General features: G+C 69.6%; 21 protein-coding genes. 9 read left to right on the top strand and 12 right to left on the bottom strand.

Features of this window, described 5'->3' with window-relative positions; all coding sequences use genetic code 11:
• The first annotated feature begins 205 nt into the window (after positions 1-205).
• Positions 206-3070, top strand: coding sequence for a heavy metal translocating P-type ATPase (locus R5W23_RS20410; protein WP_320687879.1), 2865 nt, complete (start codon positions 206-208; stop codon positions 3068-3070).
• Here the strand turns inward: R5W23_RS20410 and R5W23_RS20405 are convergent.
• Entirely contained in the window at positions 3054-3845 is a 792-nt protein-coding gene (locus R5W23_RS20405) for a sulfite exporter TauE/SafE family protein (RefSeq protein WP_320687878.1), read from the bottom strand. The two genes, R5W23_RS20410 and R5W23_RS20405, sit on opposite strands and share 17 nt — an antisense overlap.
• 335 nt (positions 3846-4180) lie before the next feature.
• On the opposite strand from R5W23_RS20405, the gene R5W23_RS20400 reads away from it, so the two are divergent.
• From R5W23_RS20400 to R5W23_RS20370, 7 genes are all read left to right on the top strand, one after another.
• On the top strand, positions 4181-4843 hold the full coding sequence (locus R5W23_RS20400; RefSeq protein WP_320687877.1) for an IS1595 family transposase: 663 nt from the start codon (positions 4181-4183) through the stop codon (positions 4841-4843).
• Positions 4831-6096 (top strand): ergothioneine biosynthesis protein EgtB, encoded by a 1266-nt coding sequence (gene egtB / locus R5W23_RS20395; protein ID WP_320687876.1) that lies wholly within the window; start codon positions 4831-4833, stop codon positions 6094-6096. The genes R5W23_RS20400 and egtB overlap by 13 nt, the downstream gene beginning before the upstream one ends.
• Positions 6093-7043, top strand: coding sequence for an L-histidine N(alpha)-methyltransferase (egtD, locus tag R5W23_RS20390; RefSeq protein WP_320687875.1), 951 nt, complete (start codon positions 6093-6095; stop codon positions 7041-7043). Before egtB ends, egtD begins: the two co-directional genes overlap by 4 nt.
• 20 nt (positions 7044-7063) lie before the next feature.
• Positions 7064-7348 carry a DUF427 domain-containing protein gene (locus tag R5W23_RS20385; protein WP_010045465.1) on the top strand — a complete coding sequence of 95 codons (285 nt, stop codon included), beginning with the start codon at positions 7064-7066 and terminating at the stop codon, positions 7346-7348.
• 7 nt (positions 7349-7355) lie between these two features.
• On the top strand, positions 7356-8093 hold the full coding sequence (locus tag R5W23_RS20380) for an ATP-binding cassette domain-containing protein (RefSeq protein WP_320687874.1): 738 nt from the start codon (positions 7356-7358) through the stop codon (positions 8091-8093).
• Entirely contained in the window at positions 8090-9601 is a 1512-nt protein-coding gene (locus R5W23_RS20375) for a glycine betaine ABC transporter substrate-binding protein (RefSeq protein WP_320687873.1), read from the top strand. The genes R5W23_RS20380 and R5W23_RS20375 overlap by 4 nt, the downstream gene beginning before the upstream one ends.
• 69 nt (positions 9602-9670) lie before the next feature.
• Entirely contained in the window at positions 9671-10441 is a 771-nt protein-coding gene (locus tag R5W23_RS20370) for a carboxylesterase family protein (RefSeq protein ID WP_320687872.1), read from the top strand.
• Between the two features lie 139 nt (positions 10442-10580).
• Here the strand turns inward: R5W23_RS20370 and R5W23_RS20365 are convergent, their stop codons facing one another.
• The 9 genes from R5W23_RS20365 to R5W23_RS20325 form a co-directional block, all read right to left on the bottom strand.
• The gene (locus R5W23_RS20365; RefSeq protein ID WP_029601130.1) at positions 10581-11108 is read right to left on the bottom strand and encodes a peptidylprolyl isomerase; all 528 of its coding nucleotides are present in this window, start codon (positions 11106-11108) and stop codon (positions 10581-10583) included.
• Positions 11109-11495: 387 nt separating this feature from the next.
• The gene (locus tag R5W23_RS20360) at positions 11496-11912 is read right to left on the bottom strand and encodes a VOC family protein (protein WP_320687870.1); all 417 of its coding nucleotides are present in this window, start codon (positions 11910-11912) and stop codon (positions 11496-11498) included.
• A gap of 47 nt (positions 11913-11959) precedes the next feature.
• The gene (locus R5W23_RS20355) at positions 11960-12442 is read right to left on the bottom strand and encodes a VOC family protein (protein ID WP_320687869.1); all 483 of its coding nucleotides are present in this window, start codon (positions 12440-12442) and stop codon (positions 11960-11962) included.
• A 305-nt stretch (positions 12443-12747) separates the two neighbouring features.
• Positions 12748-13929, bottom strand: a complete 1182-nt coding sequence (locus R5W23_RS20350) for a cupin domain-containing protein (RefSeq protein WP_010040886.1) — start codon at positions 13927-13929, stop codon at positions 12748-12750.
• Positions 13930-14296: 367 nt separating this feature from the next.
• Positions 14297-15853, bottom strand: a complete 1557-nt coding sequence (locus R5W23_RS20345; protein WP_320687868.1) for a Na+/H+ antiporter — start codon at positions 15851-15853, stop codon at positions 14297-14299.
• Between the two features lie 27 nt (positions 15854-15880).
• Entirely contained in the window at positions 15881-16621 is a 741-nt protein-coding gene (locus tag R5W23_RS20340; protein WP_320687867.1) for an SDR family oxidoreductase, read from the bottom strand.
• A 70-nt stretch (positions 16622-16691) separates the two neighbouring features.
• Positions 16692-17294, bottom strand: coding sequence for a cytochrome b (locus R5W23_RS20335; RefSeq protein WP_320687866.1), 603 nt, complete (start codon positions 17292-17294; stop codon positions 16692-16694).
• Between the two features lie 2 nt (positions 17295-17296).
• Positions 17297-18400 (bottom strand): catalase family peroxidase, encoded by a 1104-nt coding sequence (locus R5W23_RS20330; protein ID WP_320687865.1) that lies wholly within the window; start codon positions 18398-18400, stop codon positions 17297-17299.
• 269 nt (positions 18401-18669) lie between these two features.
• Positions 18670-21801, bottom strand: a complete 3132-nt coding sequence (locus R5W23_RS20325) for a PAS domain S-box protein (protein ID WP_320687864.1) — start codon at positions 21799-21801, stop codon at positions 18670-18672.
• A 131-nt stretch (positions 21802-21932) separates the two neighbouring features.
• Here R5W23_RS20325 and R5W23_RS20320 point away from each other — a divergent pair, with 131 nt between their 5' ends.
• On the top strand, positions 21933-23369 hold the full coding sequence (locus R5W23_RS20320; RefSeq protein ID WP_320687863.1) for a sigma-54-dependent transcriptional regulator: 1437 nt from the start codon (positions 21933-21935) through the stop codon (positions 23367-23369).
• Between the two features lie 298 nt (positions 23370-23667).
• Here the strand turns inward: R5W23_RS20320 and R5W23_RS20315 are convergent, their stop codons facing one another.
• Together R5W23_RS20315 and R5W23_RS20310 are read right to left on the bottom strand one after the other, a co-directional pair.
• The gene (locus tag R5W23_RS20315) at positions 23668-24144 is read right to left on the bottom strand and encodes a hypothetical protein (RefSeq protein WP_320687862.1); all 477 of its coding nucleotides are present in this window, start codon (positions 24142-24144) and stop codon (positions 23668-23670) included.
• 193 nt (positions 24145-24337) lie between these two features.
• The gene (locus R5W23_RS20310; protein WP_320687861.1) at positions 24338-25393 is read right to left on the bottom strand and encodes a hypothetical protein; all 1056 of its coding nucleotides are present in this window, start codon (positions 25391-25393) and stop codon (positions 24338-24340) included.
• Between the last annotated feature and the right edge of the window lie 67 nt (positions 25394-25460).

The following is a 25460-nucleotide window of genomic DNA, read 5'->3' as shown; positions in this document are numbered from 1 at the left end:
TGCGCGGGGGGCGCCACGACCACGCCGGCCCCCCGGAACAGACTTGGCGCGCAGGCCACACTCACGGCAGAACGGCGGCGCGAACTTGGTACGACGCGGGTTCTGACAGAATCGATTTCGTGTTCGTTCCCCAAGTCGCGTCACCCCGGGAAACGAACACGAAACACCCGCCGGGCCGCGAGGTCGGAAGCACGGCCACAACACAATGACCACCTGCGCGAACTGTCACGGGCCGATCACCGGGGCCGGGTACGCCGGCCGCGCCGGCGGCGCCCGCCCCGCGCCGCTCTACTGCTGCTTCGGCTGCGTCGCGGTCGGCGAGCGCGCGTGCGACGCCGGCGCGTGCGGGGCCGGCGCGGAACCGGAGTTCACGCAACTCGGGTGGCGCCTCGGGGTCGGGGTCCTGGTCGTCGGTCAGTCGATGATCTTCGGCCTCGCGCTGAACGTCCACGACGACGTGCCCCCGGCGGCCCGCGAGCTCGCCCAGTGGGGCATCCTCGCGGGCACGGCCCTGGTCGCGGCGCTCCTGGGCGGGCCACTGGTCCGCGCCGCCGCGCGCGAGATGCGCCGCGGGCGGCTCACCATCGAGGCCCTCTTTCTCCTCACGGCCACCGGGGCGCTGGCCGCGTCCCTTCAAGCGCACCTCACCGGACACGGCAAGATCTACTTCGAGGTCGTGTCGGTCCTGCTGGTCGTTTACACGCTCGGGAAGGTGATCGGGGCGCGGTCCCGCGCCGCCGCGCTGGCCGGCTCGCGGGCCTGGGGCGACCGGCTCAGCTTGTGCCGCCTGCTGGGCGCGGACGGGGGCGCGCGGACGGTGGCGGTCGCGGACGTGAGGCCCGGCGACGTGGTGGAGGTTCACCCCGGCGAGCTGGTCCCCGTGGACGGGCTGGTTCGCGACGGCACCGGCTTCGTGTCCGAGTCCGCCGTGAGCGGCGAGCCGTTCGCGGTGGTGCGCCGGCCCGGCGACCGCGTCCTCGCCGGCTCGGCCAGCTTCGACGCCGCCTTTCGTGTGACCGCGACGGCCAGCGGCCGCGAGCGCGAGATCGACCGGCTCCTGAAGGTGGTCGAAGAGGCGCGCGACAAGCCGCTGTCGCTCCAGAGCCGCGCCGACCGGCTCGGGCGGTGGCTCTTCCCCCTGGTCGTGCTCACCGCGCTCGGCACGTTCGCGTACTGGTCCCTGGGCGCCGGGGCCGGGTGGGAGGTCGGGCTGTTCAACGCCATGTCGGTGCTGCTGGTCGCGTGCCCGTGCGTGATCGGGCTGGCGACGCCGGTGGTGGTCTGGTCCGCGCTGAACCGGCTCGCGGAGCGCGGGGTGATCGTGAACAGCGGGGACGCGCTCGAGCGCCTCGCGGCCGTCGATCGCGTGATGTTCGACAAGACCGGCACCCTGACCGACGACGCGTTCGCGCTGGTCGATGTACGGACGGTCGCGGTCGGGGCGGAGCGCGCGAAACTGCTCGGGTGGCTGTCGCTGGTGCAGGCCCAGAGTTCGCACCCGGTGGCGAAGCCGTTCGCCGAACTCCCCCGGCCGTTCGCACCGGGCGCCGAGCCGCGGGTGGACGCGCTGCACGCGGTCCCGGGGTGCGGCGTGGTCGCGCAACTGGTCGAAGCCGACGGAACGCGGCACGAGGTGAAGGCCGGCGTCGCGGAATGGGCCGCGGCGGGCGCGGGCGCGCCGGAACCAGACGGGAGCAAGGCGGTTCACATTTCCGTCGACGGGTCGTGGGCCGGCGTGGCGGTTCTGACGGAACGGCTCCGCGATTCGACCCCTCGGGCGCTGGCGCACTTCGCGAAGCTCGGGGTGCCGGTGCAAGTGCTCACCGGCGACGTTCCGGGCCGGGCCGAGGCGCTCGGGCTGCCGGACGCGCGGGGCGGGATGCTGCCGGACGAGAAGCGCGCCGCGGTCGCGCGCGCAAGGGCCGACGGCGCGAAGCCGCTGTTCGTCGGCGACGGGATCAACGACGCGTCCGCGCTGGCGTCGGCGCACGTCGGGGTGGCCCTCGCGAGCGGCACCGACCTCGCGGTCAGCGCGGCCCCGGTCACGCTGTACGGGGGCGACCTGTCGGCGCTGCCGTGGGCGGTCGAACTGAGCCGCAGCGCGGTGCGGGCCGTGCGCGTGAACCTGGCCCGCGCGGTGGCGTACAACCTCGTGGGCATGACGCTCGCCGCGTGCGGGGTGCTGTACCCGGTGGTCGCGGCCGTGCTGATGGTGGTGTCGAGCCTGACGCTGATCTTCTCGTCCACGCGCGTCGGGTGCGGGCACGAAGAACCTACCCCCCCGGCCCCCCTCCCTGAAGGGAAGGGGGAGAAAGAATCTTTGCCGAGCGACAACGTTTCCGCGCGTCCTTTGTTTTCCTCCCCTCTCCCTTCAGGGATGGGGCTGGGGGGTGGGTCTTTCTCCCCCTTCCCTTCAGGGAGGGGGGCCGGGGGGGTAGGTCTCGCCCACGCGCTCGCGTTCGCGCTCCAGGGCGCCGCGTTCCTGCTCCTCCTCGCTGCGCTCCGCACCCCGGTCGCGGGTGCGCTCACCCTTGTTGGGTTCGCGGCGGTCGGCGCGGGGCTCGCGGTGGCGTGGCACCGGTGCGCCGTCCCGCACTGGCTCGACATGTGTTTCGGAATGGTCACCTTCGGCAACCTCGGAATGGTGCTCGGGTGGTGGGCCGACAACGGGTGCGCCGCGCTGCCCGATCACGCCTGCTGCGGCTGCGTCGAGGCCATGCGCGAGGGCGTCATGAGGCCGTGGATGTGGGTCGGGATGCTGGCACTCGCCAACGTCGCGATGAAGTGGTTCGGCAAGGGGCCGGCGCCGGGGGGCGAGCACGCGGTCGCGATGTACACCGGCGGCAACGTCGGGATGGCGCTGGGGATGATCGGCGGCGGGTGGCTCGCGGCCAAGACCACGCTCGCGAACATGGTCGCGGGCGTGGCGCTCAGCTTCGCGGGCATGACGGCCGGGATGCTCGCCGGGATGCTCGCCGGGACGTGGCTCGTCGAGCGGTTGCTCGTCGGGCTCCGGGCCGTCGGGTTCTGGCCGGCCGGGTGGCGGATCGGGGCTACACGTACTTCTTGACGAAGTAGAACGCCGACAGCCCGAACCCGATGGCGATGACCGCGTACCGCACGTAGCTCGCCGGGAGCCGCCGCGCCACGCGGGCGCCGATGTAGCCCCCGGCGGTGGCCGCCGCCGCCATGACCAGCACGAAGTTCCAGTCCACCAGCCCGTCGCGCACGAAGACCACCACGCTCGCCGCGTTGATGAGCGCCGCGAGGCATGTCTTCACCGCGTTCATGCGGTGGATGTCGCCCACCCCCATGAACCCCAGGGCGCTGAGCATGAGGATGCCGATCCCGGCGCCGAAGTACCCGCCGTAGGTCGCGACCAGGAACTGGAACCCGATCACCAGCGCCTGCGTGAGCCGCCCCGGCTCGTGGTGCTCGGGTTGCACCCCGTCTCTCGCGGCCCGGCTCTTCACCCACTTCGAGAGCGGGGCCTGTGCCACGAACAGCAGCGCGGCCGTCAGGATCAGCCACGGCACGAGGGTGGCGAAGGCGTCCTGGTTCTCGCCGACGAGCCACGCGCCAAGGAACCCGCCCGCGAGGCTCGGCGCGCACATCCGCAGCACGAACCTTCGGCACTCCCACAGTTCCTTGCGGTAGCCCAGTGCCCCGGCGCACGAGCCGGGCAGGAGTGCCACGGTGCTGGTGCCGTTCGCCATCGCCGCGCTGAGGACGCCCGTCAGCGCGGGGAACGTGAGCAGCGTCCCGCCGCCGGCCACGGCGTTCATGATTCCGGCCAGGAACGCGGAGCCGCACAGGAACGAGTAGGTCCAAAAGTCGATCGGCATGCCCGGAGCCTAGGAGAGACGCGCGCCGGCAAGACCGCCCGGGGCGCTCGGACTATTCTCGGTCCCCGCGCCGGAGGCAACAGGGGGCGCGGCACATCGAACCGGAAGGCGCCGCCCGAAGCGACCGGCTGGGGCGGGCGGTGTCATCAGGTTAGGTGATTAGCAAAATTCTAGGGCAGCAAGTAGGCTGTCCCAATGACCCTCGAAGAGTATGAACGCCACGTGGTTGGGCCGCTCTGCTGGCGGCGCCATCAGGCCACCCACGGGAGCTCGGCTGGGCAGCGGCAGTGCCCCGGGGGCCGGACTAAATGGAGCTACCACCGTCGCAAGGTCCAGTGGGAGTTGCTCCGGGCGTTCGCATTAAGTACCACGGCCACCACGCGGCTCAGGTGGTCCGGTGTAGCGACCCCACGGCCCATGCCGCGTACACCCGGTTCCGCCTCGCCCTCCAGGCCATGACCGATGAGGAGAAGCGGCCCTGGCTCGGAACTTTGGAGCTGGACGAGTCGTACTTCGCGGGCAAGCGGAAGGGCAAGCCGGGCCGCGGCGCGGGCGGAAAAGTCCCGGTGTTCGGCATCCTGGAACGGGCCGGGCGGGTGTACACGGTGGCCGTTCCGAACGGCACCAAGGAGGCCCTGCTGGCCAAGATCCGAGCCACGACGGTCAAAGGGAGCGTGTTCTACACCGACGAGTTCGCCAGCTATAACGACGGCCAGAGCCACGGCAAGCACGTGCCCATCAACCATCAGGAGACGTTCGGAGTGGTGGCCGCACACATCAACGGGATCGAGGAGTTCTGGAGCTTCACCAAGCGCCTGTACCGGCCACCGTTCCAACCTAAACCCAGCCCTAGAATTTTGCTAATCACCAAATTTGCCATACCCATCACGCCATCACGCCCGGCGTGCGTAAATTGTTGTCGGTCCTGGCACGGCTATCGCACACAACCGTCACCCGATCCGCGGGCCAAAATCCGAGAGGTGGAATGTCAGAACTGACCCCCCACGCTGCTGTCCGGACGGCTCTCGCCGCCCGGTTCTCCGCCGTTCGGGCCGAAACGGAGCGGCTCTGCGAGCCGCTCGCGGTCGAAGACTACCAACTTCAGTCGATGCCCGACTGTAGCCCGCCGAAGTGGCACCTGGCCCACACCGCTTGGTTCTTCGAGACCTTCATACTTTCCGCACACGAGCACCGCTACCGCCCGTTCCACCCGCGGTTCAACTACCTGTTCAACTCGTACTACGACGCCGTCGGCGACCGCTGGCCCCGCGCGGCGCGCGGGCTACTCTCCCGGCCGACCGTGGCCGAAGTGTCCACGTACCGCGCTGCCGTCGATGAGCAAATTCTCGCGCTGATCGCGACGGCAGACGCGGGCACACTGACCGCAATCGCGCAGCTCGTCGAGTTAGGGCTGAACCATGAGCAGCAGCACCAGGAACTGCTCCTTACGGATCTAAAACACGCATTCGGTCTGAACCCGCTGCGGCCGGTGTATGCCGCACCGCAGGACGAGCGGTCGGACGCGCCCCACGGGCCGACCCGGTGGGAGCGGCACGCGGCGGGCGTGCGCCGGATCGGCCACACCTCCGCAGGGTTTGCCTTCGATAATGAGGGACCGGTCCACAGCGTGTACGTGAACGACTTCGAGATCGCGGCGCGCACGGTTAGTAACGGCGAGTTCTTGCGGTTCATTGAAGATGGCGGTTACGACCGCCCGGAGTTCTGGCTCTCCGACGGGTGGGCGGCCCGGCAGCGGAACGGCTGGACCGCACCGCTTTATTGGGAGCGCGACGGCGGCTCCTGGGCGCAGTTTACGCTCCGCGGCCAGCGGCCGCTCAACCCGGACGAACCGGTGTGCCATGTAAGCTTCTACGAGGCCGACGCGTATGCCCGGTGGGTCGGCGCGCGGCTGCCCACCGAACAGGAGTGGGAGGTCGCGGCCGGCGCAGGGCCGGTGGGCGGCAACCTGCTCGATTCGGGGCGTTTGCACCCTGCGCCCGGCGGCGCGTCCTTCTACGGCGACGTGTGGGTGTGGACGGCCAGCCCGTACACCGCGTACCCCGGTTACCGGCCCGCGGCCGGCGCGATCGGCGAGTACAATGGCAAGTTCATGTGCAACCAGATGGTGCTCCGCGGCGGGTCGTGTGTGACCCCCGCCGGGCACGTCCGGCCGACGTACCGGAACTTCTTCCCGCCAGACGCCCGCTGGCAGTTCTCCGGCCTCCGACTCGCGAAGGACCTCTCCGTATGACGAGCACCTGCGCCGCCCGACGGACACGCGACCAGTTCCGGGCGGATGTCCTCGCCGGACTGTCGCGGCCCCAGAAGCGGCTCCCGTCCAAGTACTTCTACGACGCGGCCGGCTCGCAACTGTTCGACCGCATCACCGAGCTGCCCGAGTACTACCCCACGCGGACCGAACTGGCCGTGATGCGGGAGCACGCGGCGGCGATGGCCGCCCGGTGCGGGCCGCGGTGCCTGCTCGTCGAGCTCGGCGCCGGCAGCTTGGTGAAGGTGCGGCTGCTCCTCGACGAGTTAGTTGCCCCGGCGGGGTACGTCCCGGTGGACGTGTCCGGCGAGCACCTGCGCGGCGCCGCGCGGGAACTCGCCGCCGACTACCCCGGGCTCGGCGTTCACCCCGTGGTGGCGGACTTCACCCGGCCGTTCGAACTCCCGCCGGTGCCCGCGGCGCGGCGGGTGGTGTACTTCCCGGGGTCGACGATCGGCAACTTCGACCCGGCCGAGGCCGACGACCTCCTGGGGCGCGTCGCCCGGCTGGTCGGGCCGGGCGGCGGGCTGCTCCTGGGCATCGACCTGCGGAAGGACACCGCCGTCCTGGAGCCCGCGTACAACGACGCCCGCGGCGTGACCGCCGCGTTCAACCGGAACCTGCTGGTCCGTATCAACCGCGAACTCGGCGCCGACTTCGACCCGGCCGCGTTCCGCCACCGGGCGTTCTACAACCACGAGCGGTCCCGGATCGAGATGCACCTCGTGAGCGCCGCCGAGCAGCGGGTGCAGATGGGCGGCGCGACGTTCGTGTTCCGCGCCGGCGAGTCGATCCACACCGAAAACTCGTACAAATACGCCCCGGCCGAGTTCGCCCAGCGGGCCGCCGCGTGCGGGCTGCGCGCGGACGCGACCTGGACCGACGCGAACGGCTTTTTCGCCGTGATGCACCTGACCGCCGTACCCTGAACCTTCTCACGGAGATCGTCGTGCCGAAAGCAGTTTGGAACGGGGCCGTGCTGGCCGAGTCCGGGGACACGGTCGTGGTCGAGGGGAACCACTACTTCCCGGCGAGCGCGATCCGCGCGGAGTTCTTCAAGCCGAGCGCCACGCACACCGTCTGCGGGTGGAAGGGCACGGCCAGTTACTACACCATCGAGGTGAACGGGCAGCAGAACCCGGACGCCGCGTGGTACTACCCGGAGCCGAAGGACGCGGCGAAGGAGATCGCCGGGCGGGTGGCGTTCTGGAAGGGCGTCCAGTTGGAGTGGTGACGGCGCGATGTTTCGACTCACGGACGTGACCAAGGTGTACGCCGGGCGCCCGGCCCTGGGGCCGCTCGCGCTCGACGTGCCGGCCGGGCGCACGACGGTGCTGATCGGCCCGAGCGGGTGCGGGAAGTCCACGCTCGTCCGGCTGCTGGTCGGGCTGGTCGAACCGGACGCCGGCGCCGTCACGTTCAACGGCACGCCCGTCACGCCGGCCACGGCCCGCGCGGTGCGGCTGCGCACCGGGTACGTCATCCAGGACGGCGGGCTGTTTCCGCACCTGACCGCGCGGGGGAACGTGACCCTGATGGCCCGCCACCTCGGCTGGGACCGCGCGCGGATCGCGGCGCGGGTGGGCGAGCTGGCCGACCTCACCCGCTTCCCGGCGGACGGACTGGACCGCCACCCGCAGCAGCTCTCGGGCGGCCAGCGGCAGCGGGTCGGCCTGATGCGCGCCCTCATGCTCGACCCGGACGCGCTGCTCCTCGACGAGCCGCTCGGCGCGCTCGACCCGCTCGTGCGGGCGGACCTCCAAGGCGAGCTGCGCGACATCTTCCGGGCGCTCGGCAAGACGGTGGTGCTCGTGACCCACGACCTCGGCGAGGCCGTGTTCTTCGCGGACCGCATCGTCCTGTTGCGCGACGGACAGATCGTTCAACAGGGGAGCGCGGCGGACCTGTGGCACCGCCCCGCAGACCCGTTCGTCACGAAGTTCGTACAGGCCCAGCGTGGGCCGGAGGTGCCCGCGTGACGCGCCGGCTGCCCGCATTCGTGTGCGCGGCCCTGGCCGCGACGGTCGCCCTCGTCCCCGGTTGCTCGCCGGCGGCGAAGAGGCCGGTCGTGATCGGGTCGAAGAAGTTCACCGAGTCGGTGATTCTGGCCGAGATGGGAACGCAACTCGCCCGCGCCGGCGGGGCCGAGGCCCGGCGCGACGACCTCGGCGGCACCCCGGCGCTGTGGCTCGCGCTCGCGCAGGGCGACATCGACGCGTACCCCGAGTACACGGGGACCATCACCCGGCAGATCCTCAAAGACGACCCGCCGGACCTCGCCGCGGCGCTGGCGGCGCAGGGGGTCCGGATCAGCCAGCCGCTCGGGTTCCGCAACAACTACGCGCTCGGGATGCGTAAGGACGTTGCCGCCGCGAAGGGCGTGCGGAGTATCTCGCACCTGCGGCAGCACCCGGAACTGCGGTGCGGATTCATTCACGAGTTCCTCGACCGCCCCGACGGGTGGCCCGGCGTCAAGCGGCACTACGACCTGCCGCAAACGGACGTGCGCGGGATGAACCACACGCTCGCGTACCGGGCGCTCGTCGAGCGGGCGATCGACGTGACCGAGGTGTACACCACCGACGGCGAGATCGCCCAGTACGACCTGCTCGTGCTCGACGACGACCGCAACTTCTTCCCGGCCTACGAAGCGGTCTGGCTCTACCGCGCGGACCTGGAATCGCGGCACCCCAAGGCGGTCGAGCAACTGCGGCGGCTCGAAGGGCGCGTCACCGAGCCGCAGATGCAGCGGATGAACAGCTTGGCGCAAGGCGAGCAGAAGAAGGACGAGCGCGAGGTCGCCGGCGAGTTCCTGACCCAGACCTTGGGGGTTGCGGCCGGGGCAACGGCCGAGCCGGGTGACGGGACGCTCGCCGGGCGCGTGCTGGAGACGACGCGCGAGCACCTCAAGCTGGTGCTGCCGTCGCTGCTCGCGGCGGTGCTGGTCGCGGTGCCGCTCGGCGTACTCGCCGCCCGGCGGCCGGCGCTCGGACGGGTCGCGCTCGGCGCGACCGGCGTGCTTCAGACGGTCCCGTCGCTGGCGCTCCTGCTGTTCATGATCCCGGTGATGAAGTGGCTCGTCGACGAGGGGACGGGGCCGGCCCCCGCGATCGCGGCGCTGTTCCTGTACAGCCTGCTGCCGATCGTCCGGAACGCGCACGCCGGGCTGACGAGCATTCCCGCCCCCCTGCGCGAGTCGGCCGCGGCGCTGGGGCTGTCCCCGTGGGCGATCCTGTGGCGGGTCGAGTTGCCGCTCGCGGCGCCGACGATCCTCGCGGGCGTGCGCACCGCGGCGGTCATCAACGTGGGTACGGCGACGCTCGGCGGGTTCATCGGCGCGGGCGGGTACGGGCGCCCGATCCTCCGCGGGATCGACAAGTTCGATGTGCCGCTGATGCTCGAAGGGGCGATCCCCGCCGCGGTGCTCGCGCTGGCGATCGAAGGGCTGTTCGGATTGGTCGAACGGGCCGTCGCTCGACGGGGGTGAGTGCGCACCCGCCGACCGGGCCGGTGGTCGCTACAACAGCGTCGGCACCTTCCCCCGCGAGCCCACCCCATGAAACACGTTCTCGCCGCGTGCGCGCTGGCGCTTCTCACCGCACCCGTGCGTGCGGCCGAGCCGGAGGCCAAGGAGTTCAAGGCCGACGGCAAGTCGCTCCCGTACCGGCTGCTGAAGCCCGCCGACGCCGAACCGGGCAAACAGTACCCGCTGGTGGTGCTCCTGCACGGGGCCGGCGAGCGCGGGAGCGACAACAAGAAGCAACTGGTGTGGTTCTGGAAGGACAAACAGCCCAGCGTTCTCACGCGCCCCGAAGTCGGAGCGGCCAAGGCGTTCGTGCTGATCCCGCAGTGCCCGGAGGGCAAGAAGTGGGTTGAGGTGCCGTGGGAGAAGGGCTCCTACACGTCGCCGGAGATCAGCGAGCCGCTGAAACTCGCGCTCGCCCTTACGGACTCGCTCCTCAAGGAGCAGCCGATTGACCCGGATCGGGTTTCGATCGTGGGGATGTCGATGGGCGGGTACGGGGCGCTGGACGCCGTGCAGCGGCGCCCGGAACTGTTCGCCGCGTGCGTGCCGATTTGCGGCGCCGGTGATCCCGCCAAGGCCAAAGACATCGCCCATGTCGCGGTGTGGGCGTTCCACGGCGACGCGGACACCGTCGTGCCCGCCAAGGGCTCGCGGGATATCGTCGCGGCGCTGAAGAAGGCCGGCGCGGAGCCGAAGTACACCGAGTACCCGAAGGTCGGGCACAACAGTTGGTCCCCGGCGTTCGAGGAGAAAGAGTTCTGGAACTGGATCTTCGCTCAGAAGCGGCAGACCAAGAAATGAGCCCAGAGTGCGGCGCGCGGAACGGGCAAGACGGCTCGTGCCACGCCCCCGAACGGCGGAGTTGTCAACGAACGCGATGCGACCGCGATCCCCGTCACGGTTCGCGGTTGCGTGTGTGCGATCCCACCGTACAGCGAAACTATCCGACCTTGCCGCAGTCGCTGATGGTGACCTTGGCGGATGTCTTCCCGCTCCGCGAGCCGACGGCCTCGATCTTCTTGACCACGTCGTAGCCCGTCACGACCTGCCCGAAAACGACGTGCTTCCCGTCGAGGTGTGGTGTCGCGGCGGTGCAGAGGAAGAACTGGGAGCCGTTCGTGTTCGGGCCGGCGTTCGCCATCGAAAGGGTGCCGCGGCCGAAGTGCTTGCCCGCCTTGCCCTGGAAGGTCTCGTCGTCGAACTTGCCGCCGTAGATCGACTCACCGCCGCGGCCGTCGCCGGAGGTGAAGTCGCCCCCCTGGCACATGAAGCCCGGGATCACGCGGTGGAACGACGAACCCTTGTAAGCCAGTGCCGCGCCGGCCTTGCTCTTGGTGCCGACGCACAGTTGCAGGAAGTTCTCGGCGGTTTTGGGGCACGTGTCGGCGAACAGCTCCATCTCGATCCGCCCGGCCGGCTTGCCGTCGATGGCGATCTCGAAGAACGCCTTGGGGTTCTTCGGGTTCACGGCGTGGAAGGGCTTGTAATCGTCGCCGAGGAGCCCCCCGCGCTCGGGCGCCGCGGAGCGACCGCCGTCGGCGTCCGGCCAATTTGTCGTACACGCGGGCAGAACCGCGATGCAGGCCAACAAAACGGCTCGGCGCAGGAGAATCATGGGCCGGTGGATCATGGCGACCTCCATAAACATCGGATCGGGACGCTGCGCACGTGAAACTGCGGCGTGTACTGCTGGGCAGGAGGCCGGTCAAGCGGAGTTCGGATCGGGCGCGCGGTGACGGAGGTGTTTCGGTGCCGAAGAGTCCAAGGTAGCGCCGAGGCGATCGGTGTGGAGTTGTGCCCCGCGCCGTCAGCGGACGGGCGCAGGGCACGGGGTTGCAATCGAGACCCGAAGTCATCACTCCGGGGCCTTTTCGCAGTTAATCATCCACGGGACGCCGAACTTGTCGGTGAGCATGGCGAAACGAACGGACCAGAAGGTCTCACCGATCGGCATCTGGACCGTGCCCCCTTCGGAGAGCGCCGCGAACAGCCGCTCGGCCTCTTCGGGCGTCTCGACCTGGAGCGCCACATCGCTGCCCTTGATCCCGTCATACGGCATGGCGGGGTGGGCGTCGCAGCCCATGAGCACCTGGTCGCCCAGGACGAGGCGGGCGTGCATGATGCGCGCCCCGGTGTCGGCCGGCATGTGATCCTTGGCGGGGGTATCACCGTAGCCGATCATGGCGACGATCTTGCCGCCCAGGCACTTCTCGTAGAACTCAAACGCCTCTTTGCACTGGTTATTGAAGGCCAGGTGCGGGTTCCACTTCATCGGCTCGCTCCTTGTATTGTTTTGGTGACATTGTTCGTGGCGCCGTTTCAACCGCGGCGTGCCGCGTCGATTGTGGCGACATCGATTTTCGTCATCGTCATCATGGCTGCGAACGCCCGCCGGGCCTCGTCGCCCCCCTTGGCCAGCGCCTCGGTCAGTGTCCGCGGGGTGATCTGCCACGACAGCCCCCACTTGTCCTTGCACCACCCGCACGCGCTCTCCTGCCCGCCGTTGCCGACGATGGCGTTCCAGTACCGGTCGGTCTCCTCCTGCGTGTCGGTGGCTACCTGGAACGAGAACGCCTCGCTGTGTTTGAACACAGGTCCGCCGTTCAAGCCGATGCACGGGACGCCGAGGACGGTGAACTCGACCGTCAGTTCGTCGCCCGCCTTGCCGCCCGGAAAGTCGCCGGGGGCTTTGTGGACGGCGGTCACCTGACTGTCCGGGAAGGTGGCGGCGTAGAACCGGGCCGCCTCCGCCGCGTCTTTGTCGAACCACAGGCAAATCGTGTTCTTCGCGGGCTTCGCCACGTCGCGCCTCCAGAGGAAGGAACTCCGAAACCAACCGGAACGAATTCGGTTCGGCGGGAGGGGGGTGAAGCTAACCACGACCAGGTGAGGTGTCAAACTGCGTAGCCGGTTTGGCGTTTCCGCGCTCCTCGCCTTGGACTAGTCGCGCGCCCCAGAGCGGTCTCGCGTTCGAGAAGAAAGCGTTGCGGAAACGGAGCTTCATCCGGACGCGCCGCTCCCCCGCGGCCCCAGAAGTGAACTGGGGCCGCGGGGGAGCGGTATGTCCGGATAGCGGCCCGTGTTGGCGGGCACATGGTGCCCGAATGTTATTCCCGCGCGCCGTTCGCCGGCGAGATGAACACGTCTTTCTTCGGGAACTTCTCGAACACCGCGGCCGGCTTGCCGAAGTTGGTGGCCAGAACGTCGATCGGGTTACCGGCGATCCACTCGGTCAGGTCGATGTCCTCGTACACGCCGGAGTTGAACCCGATGAGGATGCGGGCCGGCTTGTCGCCCGTGTTCTCGAGCGAGTGCCCGTACCCCTGCGGGATGTACCCGACGTCGCCCGCCTCCAGCGTCTCGGTGCGATACCGCCCGCCCGACCCGAACATCGTGACGCTCACGTTCCCGCCGAGCACGTACTGCCACTCGTCGGCCGTCGGGTGCCAGTGCAGTTCTCGCAGGGCGCCGGGGGCCAGGTCCAGCACCGCCCCGGTGATGGTCTTGGAGATGGGGAACTTGTTGGAGTCCACCATCCACAGCTTCCCGCCGCGGTTGTCGACCAGCGGGGCGTCGGCGAACAGCCGGTACTTGTGCGTCAGCTTCGGCGGGTAGCGCCCGGCCAGCGGGTTGGCGGCCGGTTCGGGCGGCTTCGCCCCGCGGGCGAAATAGACCTCGCTCTTGGGGAACCCGTCGAAGGTCGATTCGGGGACGCCGAAGTTTTTCGCAAGGAGCGGCTTGGGCGTGTGCCCCATCCAGTCGGTGATGCTGAACGTGCCGAACTCCGAGAAGTACCCGTTGTCGAAGATCAGGATGAAGTGGCAGGGCTCGTCGCCCAGGCACTCGAGCATGTGCCCGTGGCCGCGGGGGAAGTACCAGATGTCGCCCGGCTCGAAGTCGTTCGTCTCCGCGCTGCCGCCGGGGGCGATCACGGTCGTGCGGACGCGCCCCTTGTGGACGAACGCCCACTCGGCGGCGGTGGCGTGCCAGTGGAGTTCCCGCATCGCGCCCGGCTCGAGCCGCATGGAGACGCCGGCGATCCCTTTGGAAATCGGCAACTGTTCGACGGTGGCCTCTTTCCCGGAACTCTTGCCGATCACCTTCCCTTCCGTCTTCTCCAGGGCGAACTTGAACGTGGGCAGTTCCTTCCCCGCGAGCAGCGGATCGGGGACGTTGTTCGCGAAGCTCGGGTCCCCGGCGGCGACCCGGCCGCCGAGGCCCATCGCCCCCGCCGCGGCACCGAACACCATCGAGCGGGCCAGGAAGTCACGGCGCTGAAGCATCGACATCGCATCTCCTTGGTAAGTGACATCGGAGCTGGTGAGAGCAAACGCACGTTGCGCGCACCGCCGGGGTGAGGGATCGTGGCCCGTCCGTGTTCGGACGGTTTGCGATCTCGTCGCCCTTCGCGGGGCCGGCCAGTCGGGTACGTCAGGACCTAATTGCAACGGGTGTGCCGACCGCGTGGAAATACGTTTTCGCCCTGAAATCACAGGAGATGAACCCGAACGAGCGGTACGAGCGGGGGGCGGTTGGTGCAGGAGGTGTCAGTCTGCAATCAATCGGTCCACCGCAGCGCCGTGGACCGGTGGAATGGGCGCGGTGACAGGTGCGATCAGTGCCAGTTTGCGACCGATCGCTCCACGGCCCGGGCGCCTACGCCCCGAACGTCAGCTCTTCGTGGTCCAGCGCCTGTTCCGCCCGGCGGCGCGTCTCATCGCCGATCCGCCCGTCCGCCCACAGCGTCCGGACCGCTTCGCGCTCGGCTTTTAGCAGTTCCCGCGTCAGCGCGCTCAGGCCGTCCCCGGGATCCGCCCCGGTAGGGGCATCGAGCCCCGTTTGGTACTGACGCAGGCAGAACTGGTACATCGCGCGCAGGTGCCCAAGAGCATCGGCCGACCCGCCGTGCGCCGACTCGAGTTCGTCGAGGCGCCGCAGCGCGGCCGCCACCGCGGCCAACCGGGCGACCGCGTCCTCCCGGCGCTCGGCGTCGTCCGGCGGCAGCCCGAGCGTGCGGATCAGGATCGGCAGCGTCAGCCCCTGGAGAACAAGCGTAACGAGGATCGTGCTGAACGCGACGAGGGCGATCAGGTCCCGTTGCGGGAACGGCGTCACGCCGTCGTCCGTTACGAGCGGCAGCGCCAGCGCCGCGGCCAGTGAGTCCACCCCGCGCATCCCCGCCCAGCCGATCAGCACCGCGTGCCGGAACCGGGGCACGTGATCGGGGGCGGCGCGCCGCGCGAAAAGCGGCACGTTCCAGGCGAGCGTCCAGACCAGTCGCACGGCAACGGTGGTCGCACAGACGACCGCGCAAGTGATCCAGGCGCTGGCAGACACGGGCTCGGACAGCACGGCGCGGAGCTGAAAACCGATCAGAACGAACGCCAGCCCTTCGAGCAGGAACCGCGTCCCGTCCCAAAACGCGACCGCCTGGATGCGATCGGTCGGGGGCAGCGTCGGGAGCAACACGTGCCCGACGAACAGCCCGGCGGCGACCGTCGCGAGCACCCCCGACGCCCCGACCGCTTCCCCGCCGAGGTACGCGGCGAACGGGGTCAGGAACGAAGCCGCTGTGTTAACGGCGGGGTCGCTCACGCGGCGCCGCGACCAAGTCGCCAGGGCGCCCGCCGCCAGACCAACGCCGATCCCGCCGACCGCCCCCCAGGCCAGACTCAGGCACGTCAGGCCGGGGGAAAACGTGCCGGTCGCGACGGCCCGCACCGCCTGCTGGTACGCGACCAGCGCCACCACGTCGTTGAAGAGGCTCTCGCCTTCCAGGATGCGCTCGACGCGGCGCGGGACCGGCAGCCCGCGCGCGACCGCGGCCACCGCGGCCGTGTCGGTCGGCCCCACGACGGCCGCCAGCACGAACGCGGCGGCCCACGAGAACCCGTCGTCCGCCCACCGCACCGCACCGGCCACGCAAATCAGGTTGAGGAGCATCAGCCCGACGGCCAGCCGGAAGATGGGCCACCGGTGGTGCCGCAGGTCCCGCAGCCCGAACCGCGACGCGACCTGATAGACGAGCGGCGGTATGAACACCAGGAACGCCACGGCCGGCGGGATCTGGATGTGCGGGAGCCCCGGCACGAACCCCAGCGCCAGCCCGCCCAGCACCAGGGCCGCCGGGTACGGGACCCGTAAACGCTGAGCCGCCGCGGCGAGGACCACGGCGACCAAAATGAGTCCGACAACGATTTCGACCGGGTTCATACGACGAGCCGCCGCGCGGTCAGAGGATCAAATCAGCCCGCCGTTGGCCCGGACGTTCTGGCCGCTCACCCACCGGCCGTCCGGTCCGACCAGCGCGGCGACCACGCCCGCGATGTCTTCCGGGGCGCCCAGCCGCCCCAGCGCCGCCATCCGGGCGTAGAACTGCTTCTGTTCTTCGGTCTTGCCCTGGCCGAACAGTTCGGTGTCGGTCGGCCCCGGCGAAACCACGTTGACGGTGATGCCGCGCGGGCCGACCTCCTTGGCCAGCACGTGGCTCAGTTGCTCGACCGCCCCCTTGGTCGCGCAGTACGCGGCGTAGCCGGGCAGCATCATGGCCGTGGTGGACGACGACAGGTTAACGATCCGGCCGCCGTCGGCCATCCGCCGGGCGGCTTCCCGGCAGCACAGGAACGTGCCGCGCACGTTCACCGCGAACAACCGGTCGAACTCTTCGTCCGTAATTTCGGCCACGGGCTTGGTCAGCAGCGCCCCGGCGTTGTTCACGAGCACATCGACCCGGCCCAACGCGCGCACGGTCTCCTCGAACAGCCGCGCCACCTCGTCGGTCTTCGACACGTCGGCCCCGACCGCGATCGCCCGCCCGCCCGCCGCGGTGATCTGCGCGGCGACCGCCTCGGCGGCGGCGCGGCTGCCGGCGTAGTTGACGGTCACGGCGAACCCGTCGGCGGCCAGCCGCAACGCGATCGCCTTTCCGATGCCGCGCGACGCGCCGGTCACAATGGCCGAACGGGGTGCTACGGTGCTCATGTCATTTCTCTCTACTGTTGGGAACGGCGCGCTCCGACGCTGCTGCGCGCCTTCGATTAGCGGCTACCGTTCAGCCCGCCCCAGCCTTTCGCGCGGTCGGAGAGGCGCTCGGTTCAGCAGGTTGAGCGGCACCGGACCACACGGGCCACGGCACCATCCGCCGCCAGAGGCCGTCTCCCACCACGAGCGAATGGAACAGCACCGCCGCCAAGTGGGAGAGGATCACCAGCAAGAACCCGGCCGCGAGTACGGTGTGCGTCTTCCGCAGCACGGCGTAGAGAGGGGCGCTGTGCGGCAGGATCTCGGGCAAGTGGAACGAGCCCCACATCACGGCCGGGTAATGTGCCGCGGACAGCATCCCCCACCCGATCAGCGGGAGAGCAACCATCAACCCGTACATGGTGTATTCGGCCCCGACGGCCGCCAGTCGCTCGGTGCGCGAGATCGATGCGGGGAGCGGCGGGGGCGGGTTGAACAACCGGTTGGCCAGCCGAACGACGGCCAGAACCAGGATCGCGATCCCGAGCGGCCGGTGGAGCGCCACCAGTGCGTGGTAGCTCCCCAGCGATGCCCACATCGCCGTGCCGATCCCGAGCGTCGCGAGGATCATCGCGGCCATCAGCCAGTGAAGCAGCCGCGAGAAAGCGGCGAACCGCGGTTGGTCGGCGGGCATGGTTATTTCCCTCCCCGGGCGTCGGCCGGCGTGACCGCGGCCGGTTGCTTCGGCTCACCCGCGCGCCGGGTGTACGAACGCGCGTAAACGGCCGATCGGGCGCTGAGCAGCGGATCGTTCGAGGGCGCGATGCCCGCGGGCAGCACGAGCGGGTCGAAGGTGATGTCCGTAGATAGAGCCGTGTCATCGCTCTCCACCCCGTCCAGCACCAGCGTGCCGGCGTCGACTCGTTCCCGGTCGGCCGGCCACGGAATTGTGGCGTCGTCGGTCGGATCACCCGGTTGGCCGACGACCAGAATCAGCCGCCACCGGAGCGGCTGTCGCTGGATCTGCGTGATGAGGTCGTCGAACAGGTAGCTCTTGTCGCGTTGACCGGGTGCCGCATCGGCGGCGACGAACGGCTGTTCCGGTGTCAGCTCCCAACGAACCGGCGTCGCTGTGCCCGTCGCGCTGGTGAAGAGGAACGCGTTCAGCCCGTGGTACGCACTGTTACCGAACCCGGACGGCGTGGGCCGTTCCTTCAGTACCCCCAGAACCCGCGCGGTTTCCGGGTGCCGGGCCAGGAACGCTTGCCCGCGGGCCGGGTCGGGCTTGCCCGTCTGGGGATCGGGTTTCGACGCTTCGAGGTTCTCGTGGAACGCCTCGGGCGTGCGGAAGGGGAAGATCGGCAGGTTAATCATCGCGGTCCGCCAGAGCTCCCCGTTGGGCTGGGTGAACTGGAGGCCGAGCCCGCGCACGGCGGCCGGCGCGTCCGCTCCATACGGCTGACCGCCGCCCAGAGAGAACCGCCCGATCACCGGAACCCGCCCGGGGCGGAACACCAGCGCCTTTGACAGGCGCTCGCCCTGTCCGTTGCTGTCGAAGTGGCCCGTCACCCCCACGCCCTTCGCGTGGTTCCGCCGGAACCCCGGGTGGGGGCCGTCCACCTGTTCGAAGGTGTCGGTGAACCGGTCCGGGGTCAGGCGCCCCGGAGTGAACCAGCCGCGGAGGTACGCGAACGTCCCCCCGATTGCGGCGAGAACAGCCCCGATCAGTGCGAGCCCTACGACGACACGGGCGCGGGGCGGGCGCGGCGCGACGGGCGCGTGCGGAGTGTGAACGTCCATCGGTGCTCCGATGTCGAGAGCGGGGTTTGCGTCCCGCGGGTTCGTGAGCCAACAGTGGTGCCATCGCAACGCGGATGCCAGACCGTAGATTCCGCGCGGGAGCGGGCAAAATGTGGCGCCCGACCGCCGGTGTGGGCCTGCAATTTCAAAGGGAGCACGGGCACCGGACGGAAAACAAAAAACGCTCCGCGCGGACCTGCGAGGAGAACCCGCCTTCAATCCGTGTCGCAAGTGGACCACGGGCCGTGGCCAGCCGGTTGTCAGCTTGGTCACTCCGGTTTCGTCGGAGCGCGCCCGGCCAGCGTATAGAGATCGGCAAGCGTCAGGCCGTCCACGGCCCGGAGCAGCGCCGCGGTCGCGCGCTCGACCTGCGCCGCCAGTTCCGCGGCGGCGTCCGCTTCCCCGGCAGCGGCCCGGTCCTCGGTCGCGGACGCGAGTTCCCCGGCGGCCGTCGAAAACGTGGCGAGCATCGCGCTCAGTTTGTGGGCGGTCTCCCGTAACCGTGCGGCATCGGCGGCCTCGCGAGCCGCTACTAGCGCCGCCACGTGCCCGGGCGCGCGGTCCCGGAACGACTGACACAGCCGGCCGAGCAGCCCGGCGTCGCCGTCGCACGCCGCCAGCAGCACCTCCGGGCTGAGCCCGGCCGGGACCCTAGGCGCGGCGGCCGGAACGAGCCGTTCCATCGCGGCCAGCAGATCGGGGAGCCGGACGGGCTTGGTCAGGAAGTCGTCCATGCCGGCAGCCAAGCACTGCTCTCGGTCCTCGGGCCTGGACCGAGCCGTCAGCCCGATCACCGGCAACCGGCTGCCGGCGGCCCGGAGCGCCCGGACCACCTCGAACCCGTTTAACTCGGGCATGTGAACGTCGAGGAGCAGAACGTCGAAATCGTTTGTGCCGGCGCGTGACAGGGCCTGGCGCCCGTCGGCCACGACCTGAACGCGGTGTCTCCGGCGGACCAGAAGTTCCTCGACGAGCCGGGCGTTGAACTCGTTGTCTTCGGCAACCAGAACACGAAGCGCCCGCGCCCCCGTGGCCGGCCGCTCGGGTTCCCGTTCGGGCACCGGCTCGGCCGAAGTGCGCATCACCCGGCGGATCACGCCGAGCAGCAGGTCGGCCTGGATCGGTTTGAGGACGTGCGCGTCGATCCGGAGTTCGCGCGAACGGGCCGGGTCGTCCGGCCGATCACCGGAGGTCAGCAGCACGATCCGCGTGGCCGCCAGCGCGGGCGCCTCCCGAATCCGCGCCGCGAGGCTGAACCCGTCGGTCCCCGGCATCCGGGCGTCTAGGACCACGAGCGGGTACGGTTGCCCCTGACCGGCGGCGTGCCATAGCGCGGCCGTCGCGTCGGCGGCGTCCCCGGCTGTGTCGGGCGACATCTGCCAGTTCCGGAGGGTGGCGGACAGGATGCGCCGGTTGGTGGCGTTGTCGTCCACAACGAGCACCCGCAGCCCGCGTAGGGCCTCCGGCGTCGGGATCAGTTCGACACCAGAGGGCCGGGCGCACCGGCCGAACCGGGCGGTGAACGCGAACGTGCTCCCCCGCCCGGGCTCGCTCTCCACCCCAATTGCGCCGCCCATCAGTGCGACCAGCCGGGCCGAGATCGTGAGGCCGAGCCCGGTGCCGCCGTACCGCCGGGTGGTCGATGTGTCCTCCTGCTCGAACGCGTGAAAGATCCGGTCGAGCTTCTCGGGTTTGATCCCGATGCCGGTGTCCCGAACCGTGAACCGAACGGCAGGTCCCCCGATGTCTGGCGGGTCGGCGGGCTCGACGCCGACGACCACCTCGCCCGCCGGAGTGAACTTGATCGCGTTCCCGATCAGGTTGAACAGCACCTGCCGCAGCCGGCCCGGGTCCCCCACCAGCGCGTCGGGCACCGCCGGGTGAACGTCGCCTACGAGTTCCAGCCCCGCCCGGTGGGCGCGCGCGGCCAGCGCGCGGAGGGTGTCCCCGACCACCGCCCGAAGGGAGAACGCGGTCGGGTCGAGCTCGAGCTTACCCGCCTCGATCTTCGCAAAGTCGAGCAGGTCGTTGAGGATGCCGAGCAGGTTATCGGCGGCCGACTTCACGGTCGCGAGGCACTGCCGTTGGTCCTCACGCAGCTCCGTCTCCAGCACCAACTCGGTCATCCCGAGGATGGCGTTCATCGGGGTGCGGAGTTCGTGGCTCACGTTCGCCAGGAACTCGTCCTTGGCCCGGTTGGCCGCCTCCGCCGCTTCTTTTGCAACGAGCAACTCACCCTCCAGGCGCTTCCGCTCCGAAATGTCCTCGACCACCCCGATGCTGTGAAGGGTGCCCTGAACCGGGTCGCGCTGTGCCGAGACGGTCACCACGGTCCACTTCACCGCCCCGTCCTTGCACACGTGGCGCTTTTCGAGCGAGTAGCTGCGGACCTCGCCGCGCATCAGGCGCTCGAACTGGGTGCCGCTCCCGGTCCGGTCGTCGGGGTGCGTGACGGCGCGGAAGTCCAGCCCGATCAGCTCCTCCCGCGGGTACCGGAGGATGTCGCAGTGCTTCTGATTGACGCGGAGGAACCGGCCCTCCGGGTCGCAGTGGGCGATCCCGACGGCGGCGTTCTCGAAGGTCCCGCGGAACCGCTCCTCGCTCTCCCGGAGGTTGCCCTCGGCGCGCTTCCGCTCGGTAATGTCCTCGCACAGACCGGCCACCCGCGGCTCCCGGCCGGCCTCATCGCCGAGCGGGAACGAGCGGAGCCGGACCCACCGGACGGCGCCGTCCGGGCGGACGATGCGGAACTCGCGGTCCGTGCGCGCCCCCCGCCGAACGTGGTCGAATTGTTCGGTCGCACCGGAGCGGTCGTCCGGGTGAACGGTGCCCAGCCAGGCGCCGGCCGCGGACCGGTACAGTTCCTCCCGGGAGCGGCCCCACACCTCCTCATAAGCAGGGCTGACGTAGACGGGGCGCCCGGCGGGGTCGAGCGCCCAGAAGATATCGCGGATGTTCTCGGCCAGATGGAGGAACCGGTCTTCGGCGTCTTGAACGGCCGTCGCCGCCCGTGCCCGCTCCTCGGCCACGAGCCGCAACCGGGTGCGGTGGAGGGACTCGCACAGGGCGCTCATCATCGCCCCGACGAGCAGGAACATCGGCAGCGCGACGGCCGCGTTGATGCTCTTGATGCTGAGCTCGAAGTGCGGCGGGGTCAGGGCGAAGTTGGCGATGAAGGCCCCGATGGCGGTGGCGAGCAGGCCGGGGCCGAGCCCACCGTAGTAGGCCGCGATCAGCACGGCCGGGAAGAACCCCATGTGGGGCACGTCGTCGTGCAGGACGGGCCAAACGGCCCACCGGACCAGCGCCGTAACCACCGTCGCGGCGACCGCGACGGCGTACCCCCTCCGCCGACCGGTGCGTAAGCTCTCCATCAGGTCAGTATGCTGTTCCGGTCGCATGATCGGCAATCGCTGAGTGCTCGGTTCGGGACCGGCGGCGCGGCCCCGCCGCCGGGTGGACAGCCGCAGCGGGAGTGCGGATACTGACGGTAGCTCTCACACCTCTCCGCCCGCTACCGCTCCGGAGCCACATGGCCCACGTTCTGCTCATCGACGACGACCCCGAACTGCTGGCCGATCAGGTGCGGCACGCGTTCCCGCTCCCGGCCAACCGGGTCGAGGTGGCCCGGACCGGCGCGGAGGGGGTGGCCCAGGTCCGGGCCGAGCGGCCGGACGCGGTGCTCCTCGATCTGCGGCTCCCGGACCGCACCGGGCTGGAGGTGTTCGAGGAGATCCGGGCGCTCGACGCGCGGGTGCCGGTCGTGTTCGTCACGCTGTCGAAGGCCGCCGACGCGGCCATCGAGGCGATGCGGCGCGGGGCCCTCGATTACCTGTTCAAGCCGGTCGATCCGGCCCAGCTCCGGCGCGTGATCGGCGAGGCGGTCGAGGTGGGCCGGCGGATGCGCGAGCCGGCCGTACTCACCGAGGCGCCACCGGACGAGGACGGGGGCGGCGCCATCGTCGGGGCGTGCCCGGCGATGCGCGAGGTGTACAAGGCGGTCGGCCGGGTCTCCGCCCAGGACGTGCCGGTCCTGATCACCGGCGAGAGCGGCACCGGCAAAGAGGTGATCGCCCGGGCGATCTACCAGCACTCGAAGCGGGCGGACAAGCCGTTCCTGGCCCTCAACTGCGCGGCGATCCCCGAACCGCTGCTGGAATCGGAACTGTTCGGACACGAGAAGGGCGCGTTCACCGGCGCCGACCGGCGCCGGATCGGGCGGTTCGAGCAGTGCAACGGCGGAACGCTGTTCCTCGACGAGATCGGGGACATGCCGCTGGCGCTCCAGTCGAAACTGCTCCGGGTGCTCCAGGAGCAGACGTTCGAGCGGGTCGGCGGCGGCGAAACGGTCACCACCGACGTGCGAATCATTTCCGCCACCCACCGCGACCTGAAGGGCCGGGCGGCGGACGGGACGTTCCGGGCCGACCTGTACTACCGGCTCGGGGTGTTCACGGTCCACCTGCCGCCGCTCCGCGAGCGCGGGGACGACCTGGCGCTGCTCGCCCGGTACTACGTCCGCCGGTTCGGCCGGGAGCTGGGGCGGGACGTTCGAGATGTGAGCGCGGACGCGCTGGACCGGCTGCGGGCGTACTCCTGGCCCGGTAACCTCCGGGAGCTCCAGAGCGTGCTGAAGCAGGCACTGCTGCGAGCGGTCGGGTCGGTGCTGCTGCCGGCGATGCTTCCCGAACTGCCGGTCGAGCCGCCCACGGCCCTGCTGCCAGCGGCCCCGACCGCCGGACTGGCCGAGTTCATCGGCCGCCGACTGGCCGAGGGTTCGGAATCGTTGCACGAAGAGGCCCACCGCGAACTCGATAAGATCCTGCTCCCGCTCGTGATGGAGTACACCCGCGGGAACCAGTTCCAGGCCGCCAAGGTGCTCGGCGTTGCTCGTCAAACGTTGCGACGGCGGCTGCGCGAACTCCAGATCGTGCCGCGGTTCACCGACGAACCGGACGACGCACCCTGATACCCTTTTGTTCGGGGATGGGCATAGCAACCGGCGCGCCGTGCCTTGTTTGAAGTGTGTCGGCCCCGTGTCACAAGGTACAGCACACACCGCGCGTCCGAGCCGTGGCGCCGCGGTTGTCAGTTAGGACACTTCCGTACCAGTAAGACTGCACACGGACGTGAGAGGAGTTCCGCCCAACGCTGCGAAGTTGCGATTCATCTGCCGTGTCAGTGGATGACTCCAATGCAACGAGGTCGGGGCGCCACGAGCGGCGCCCCGACCTCGTTGTGATGACCACATCCGCCGGCCGCTATCGTCAATCGCCGTAATCGACCCGCACCGTGCCGTTGTTCCGGAACTCGATCTCCACTTCACGCCCGCCGACGAACTCGAACCGGATCGAGCGCTTATCGACTTCAAAGTCCCTGAGCTTCCCCGGGGGCAGCGTGAAGCACACCTTCACCGGCTGCCGTGTAACCGGGTGAACCACCCACACGTCGTGCTTGCCCGGGGTCGGGGTGAAGTACCGGGAGAATTCGCCCAGCGTGAGCGCCGCGGGCGCGACCGGCTCCACCGGCACGGAAAGGTCCGCCGGCGGGTACAGCGCCGGCGGGGGCGACACCGGAACAACCACCACGGGCGGACGCGGCGGCACCAGTACGATTGGCGGGCGCGGGGCGACAACCACAATCGGCGGGCGGGGCCGCACGACAACGACCGGCGGGGGCGGAGGGGGAAACGCGGGCGGGTGGGCCGGGGCGGTCAGCGTCATCGAAAGGAGTAGGGCGTTCATCGGATTCGCTCCGTTGGAGTTCGGCGGTCAGTTGTGCCAGTTGAACGCCCTCACTACCCCAACTTGCGCTTCCGGCCAGAATTGTTAAAGCTGTGCCCGCGTTGACTACGGCACTCGCACAGAATGCCCCTTCCACACCGTTTGGAGAACGCACCGCACGTGTTGTGACGCACGGCGTTTCCTGAGAACCGTATCAGCTCGAAACCGCGAATGCACGGCTGGCTTCTTCTGACATGATTCGGTCCTCCAGCCGAGTGCGAAGAGCGTAGATTTCGTGCCTTGAAACCCAACCCTTGTCACGAACCAAGCCGCTGAGCGAATCGTCTCCGTTAGCCGAAGACCGGTCGAACGCGCCGGAGCACACATCCACGGCTCGCTCCGGGGTGTAACCCACGTTACAGTGTGGCGGGAGCGGATCGTCGAACCAGTGTTGCACGAGTTCGAGCCACACACGCACGCGGTACTCCCAGCTCTCATACGACATCGCCGAGTGGCACGCCCGTAGCTGACGCGCGACCTCGGCGACACTACCGCCAAGGTGCCGAAACCCGTGGTAGGTCCATCCACCCGTACCGGTGCCCGGTCCGTGTGTCTCCCATTGGGAGTCGAAAAGGAGCCGATCGAAGTACGGGCGCCCGGTTTCGCCGAACAGCGCGATCCCATACACCAACCCGCCGTTACAGTCGGTGGACGCGGTCGTCTGTCCCATATCGAAGAGGAGCGGAAGCAGCTCCGGGTTGCCGACCTTATGCGCGAGTATCGGGAGAAACTCTGGGAAAAGGTTCTTACCAGCACACGCCCGAGCCGCGGACTCGATTTCTCGTTCCAGCCCGTCGCACGACAGGCTCAGCAATCCAAGGGCCGCGCCCATTTGCCCGTCGTAGCTCGTTTCAATTTCACCCACCGCGTACTGCCAGAGAGTGTCGCGTGCTGCCGCGTAGCCGAGGAAGCCGAGCGCGTGTAGCACCTGTTCCTGAACGCCTTCCCGCAACCGCCCGCCGGCGAGACACGCGGACGCGAGCTTGTGGGCCGTGCCGCGGGTGCCGCGCCGCATGACCGCGTCGAGTACGCCTGCGCGTCTGTAATCGGCCGGGTCTTCGAGAAACAATTCGAGCAGCGCGTCGGCGTCTTCCGGGCCGCCGTGCCGCGCGACAATCGCGACGCGAGTGCGGGCGAGAACCCAGGCCGCGCTCGCGCAAGGGGAGGCCGCACGAATGCCATCGACCAGTTCGCGGGTGACGTTCAGCATGATCTGCCTCCGAGGCCGACGGTGAATCGCTGCGAACGCACAGAGCTACTTCATTTGAGCAGACCGT

The sequence above is a fragment of the Gemmata algarum genome, from assembly GCF_034097035.1.
GTDB classification, from domain to species: Bacteria; Planctomycetota; Planctomycetia; order Gemmatales; family Gemmataceae; genus Gemmata; species Gemmata algarum.
Note: the sequence above shows the minus strand (reverse complement) of the source record. Positions and strands in the feature narration are given on the sequence as shown.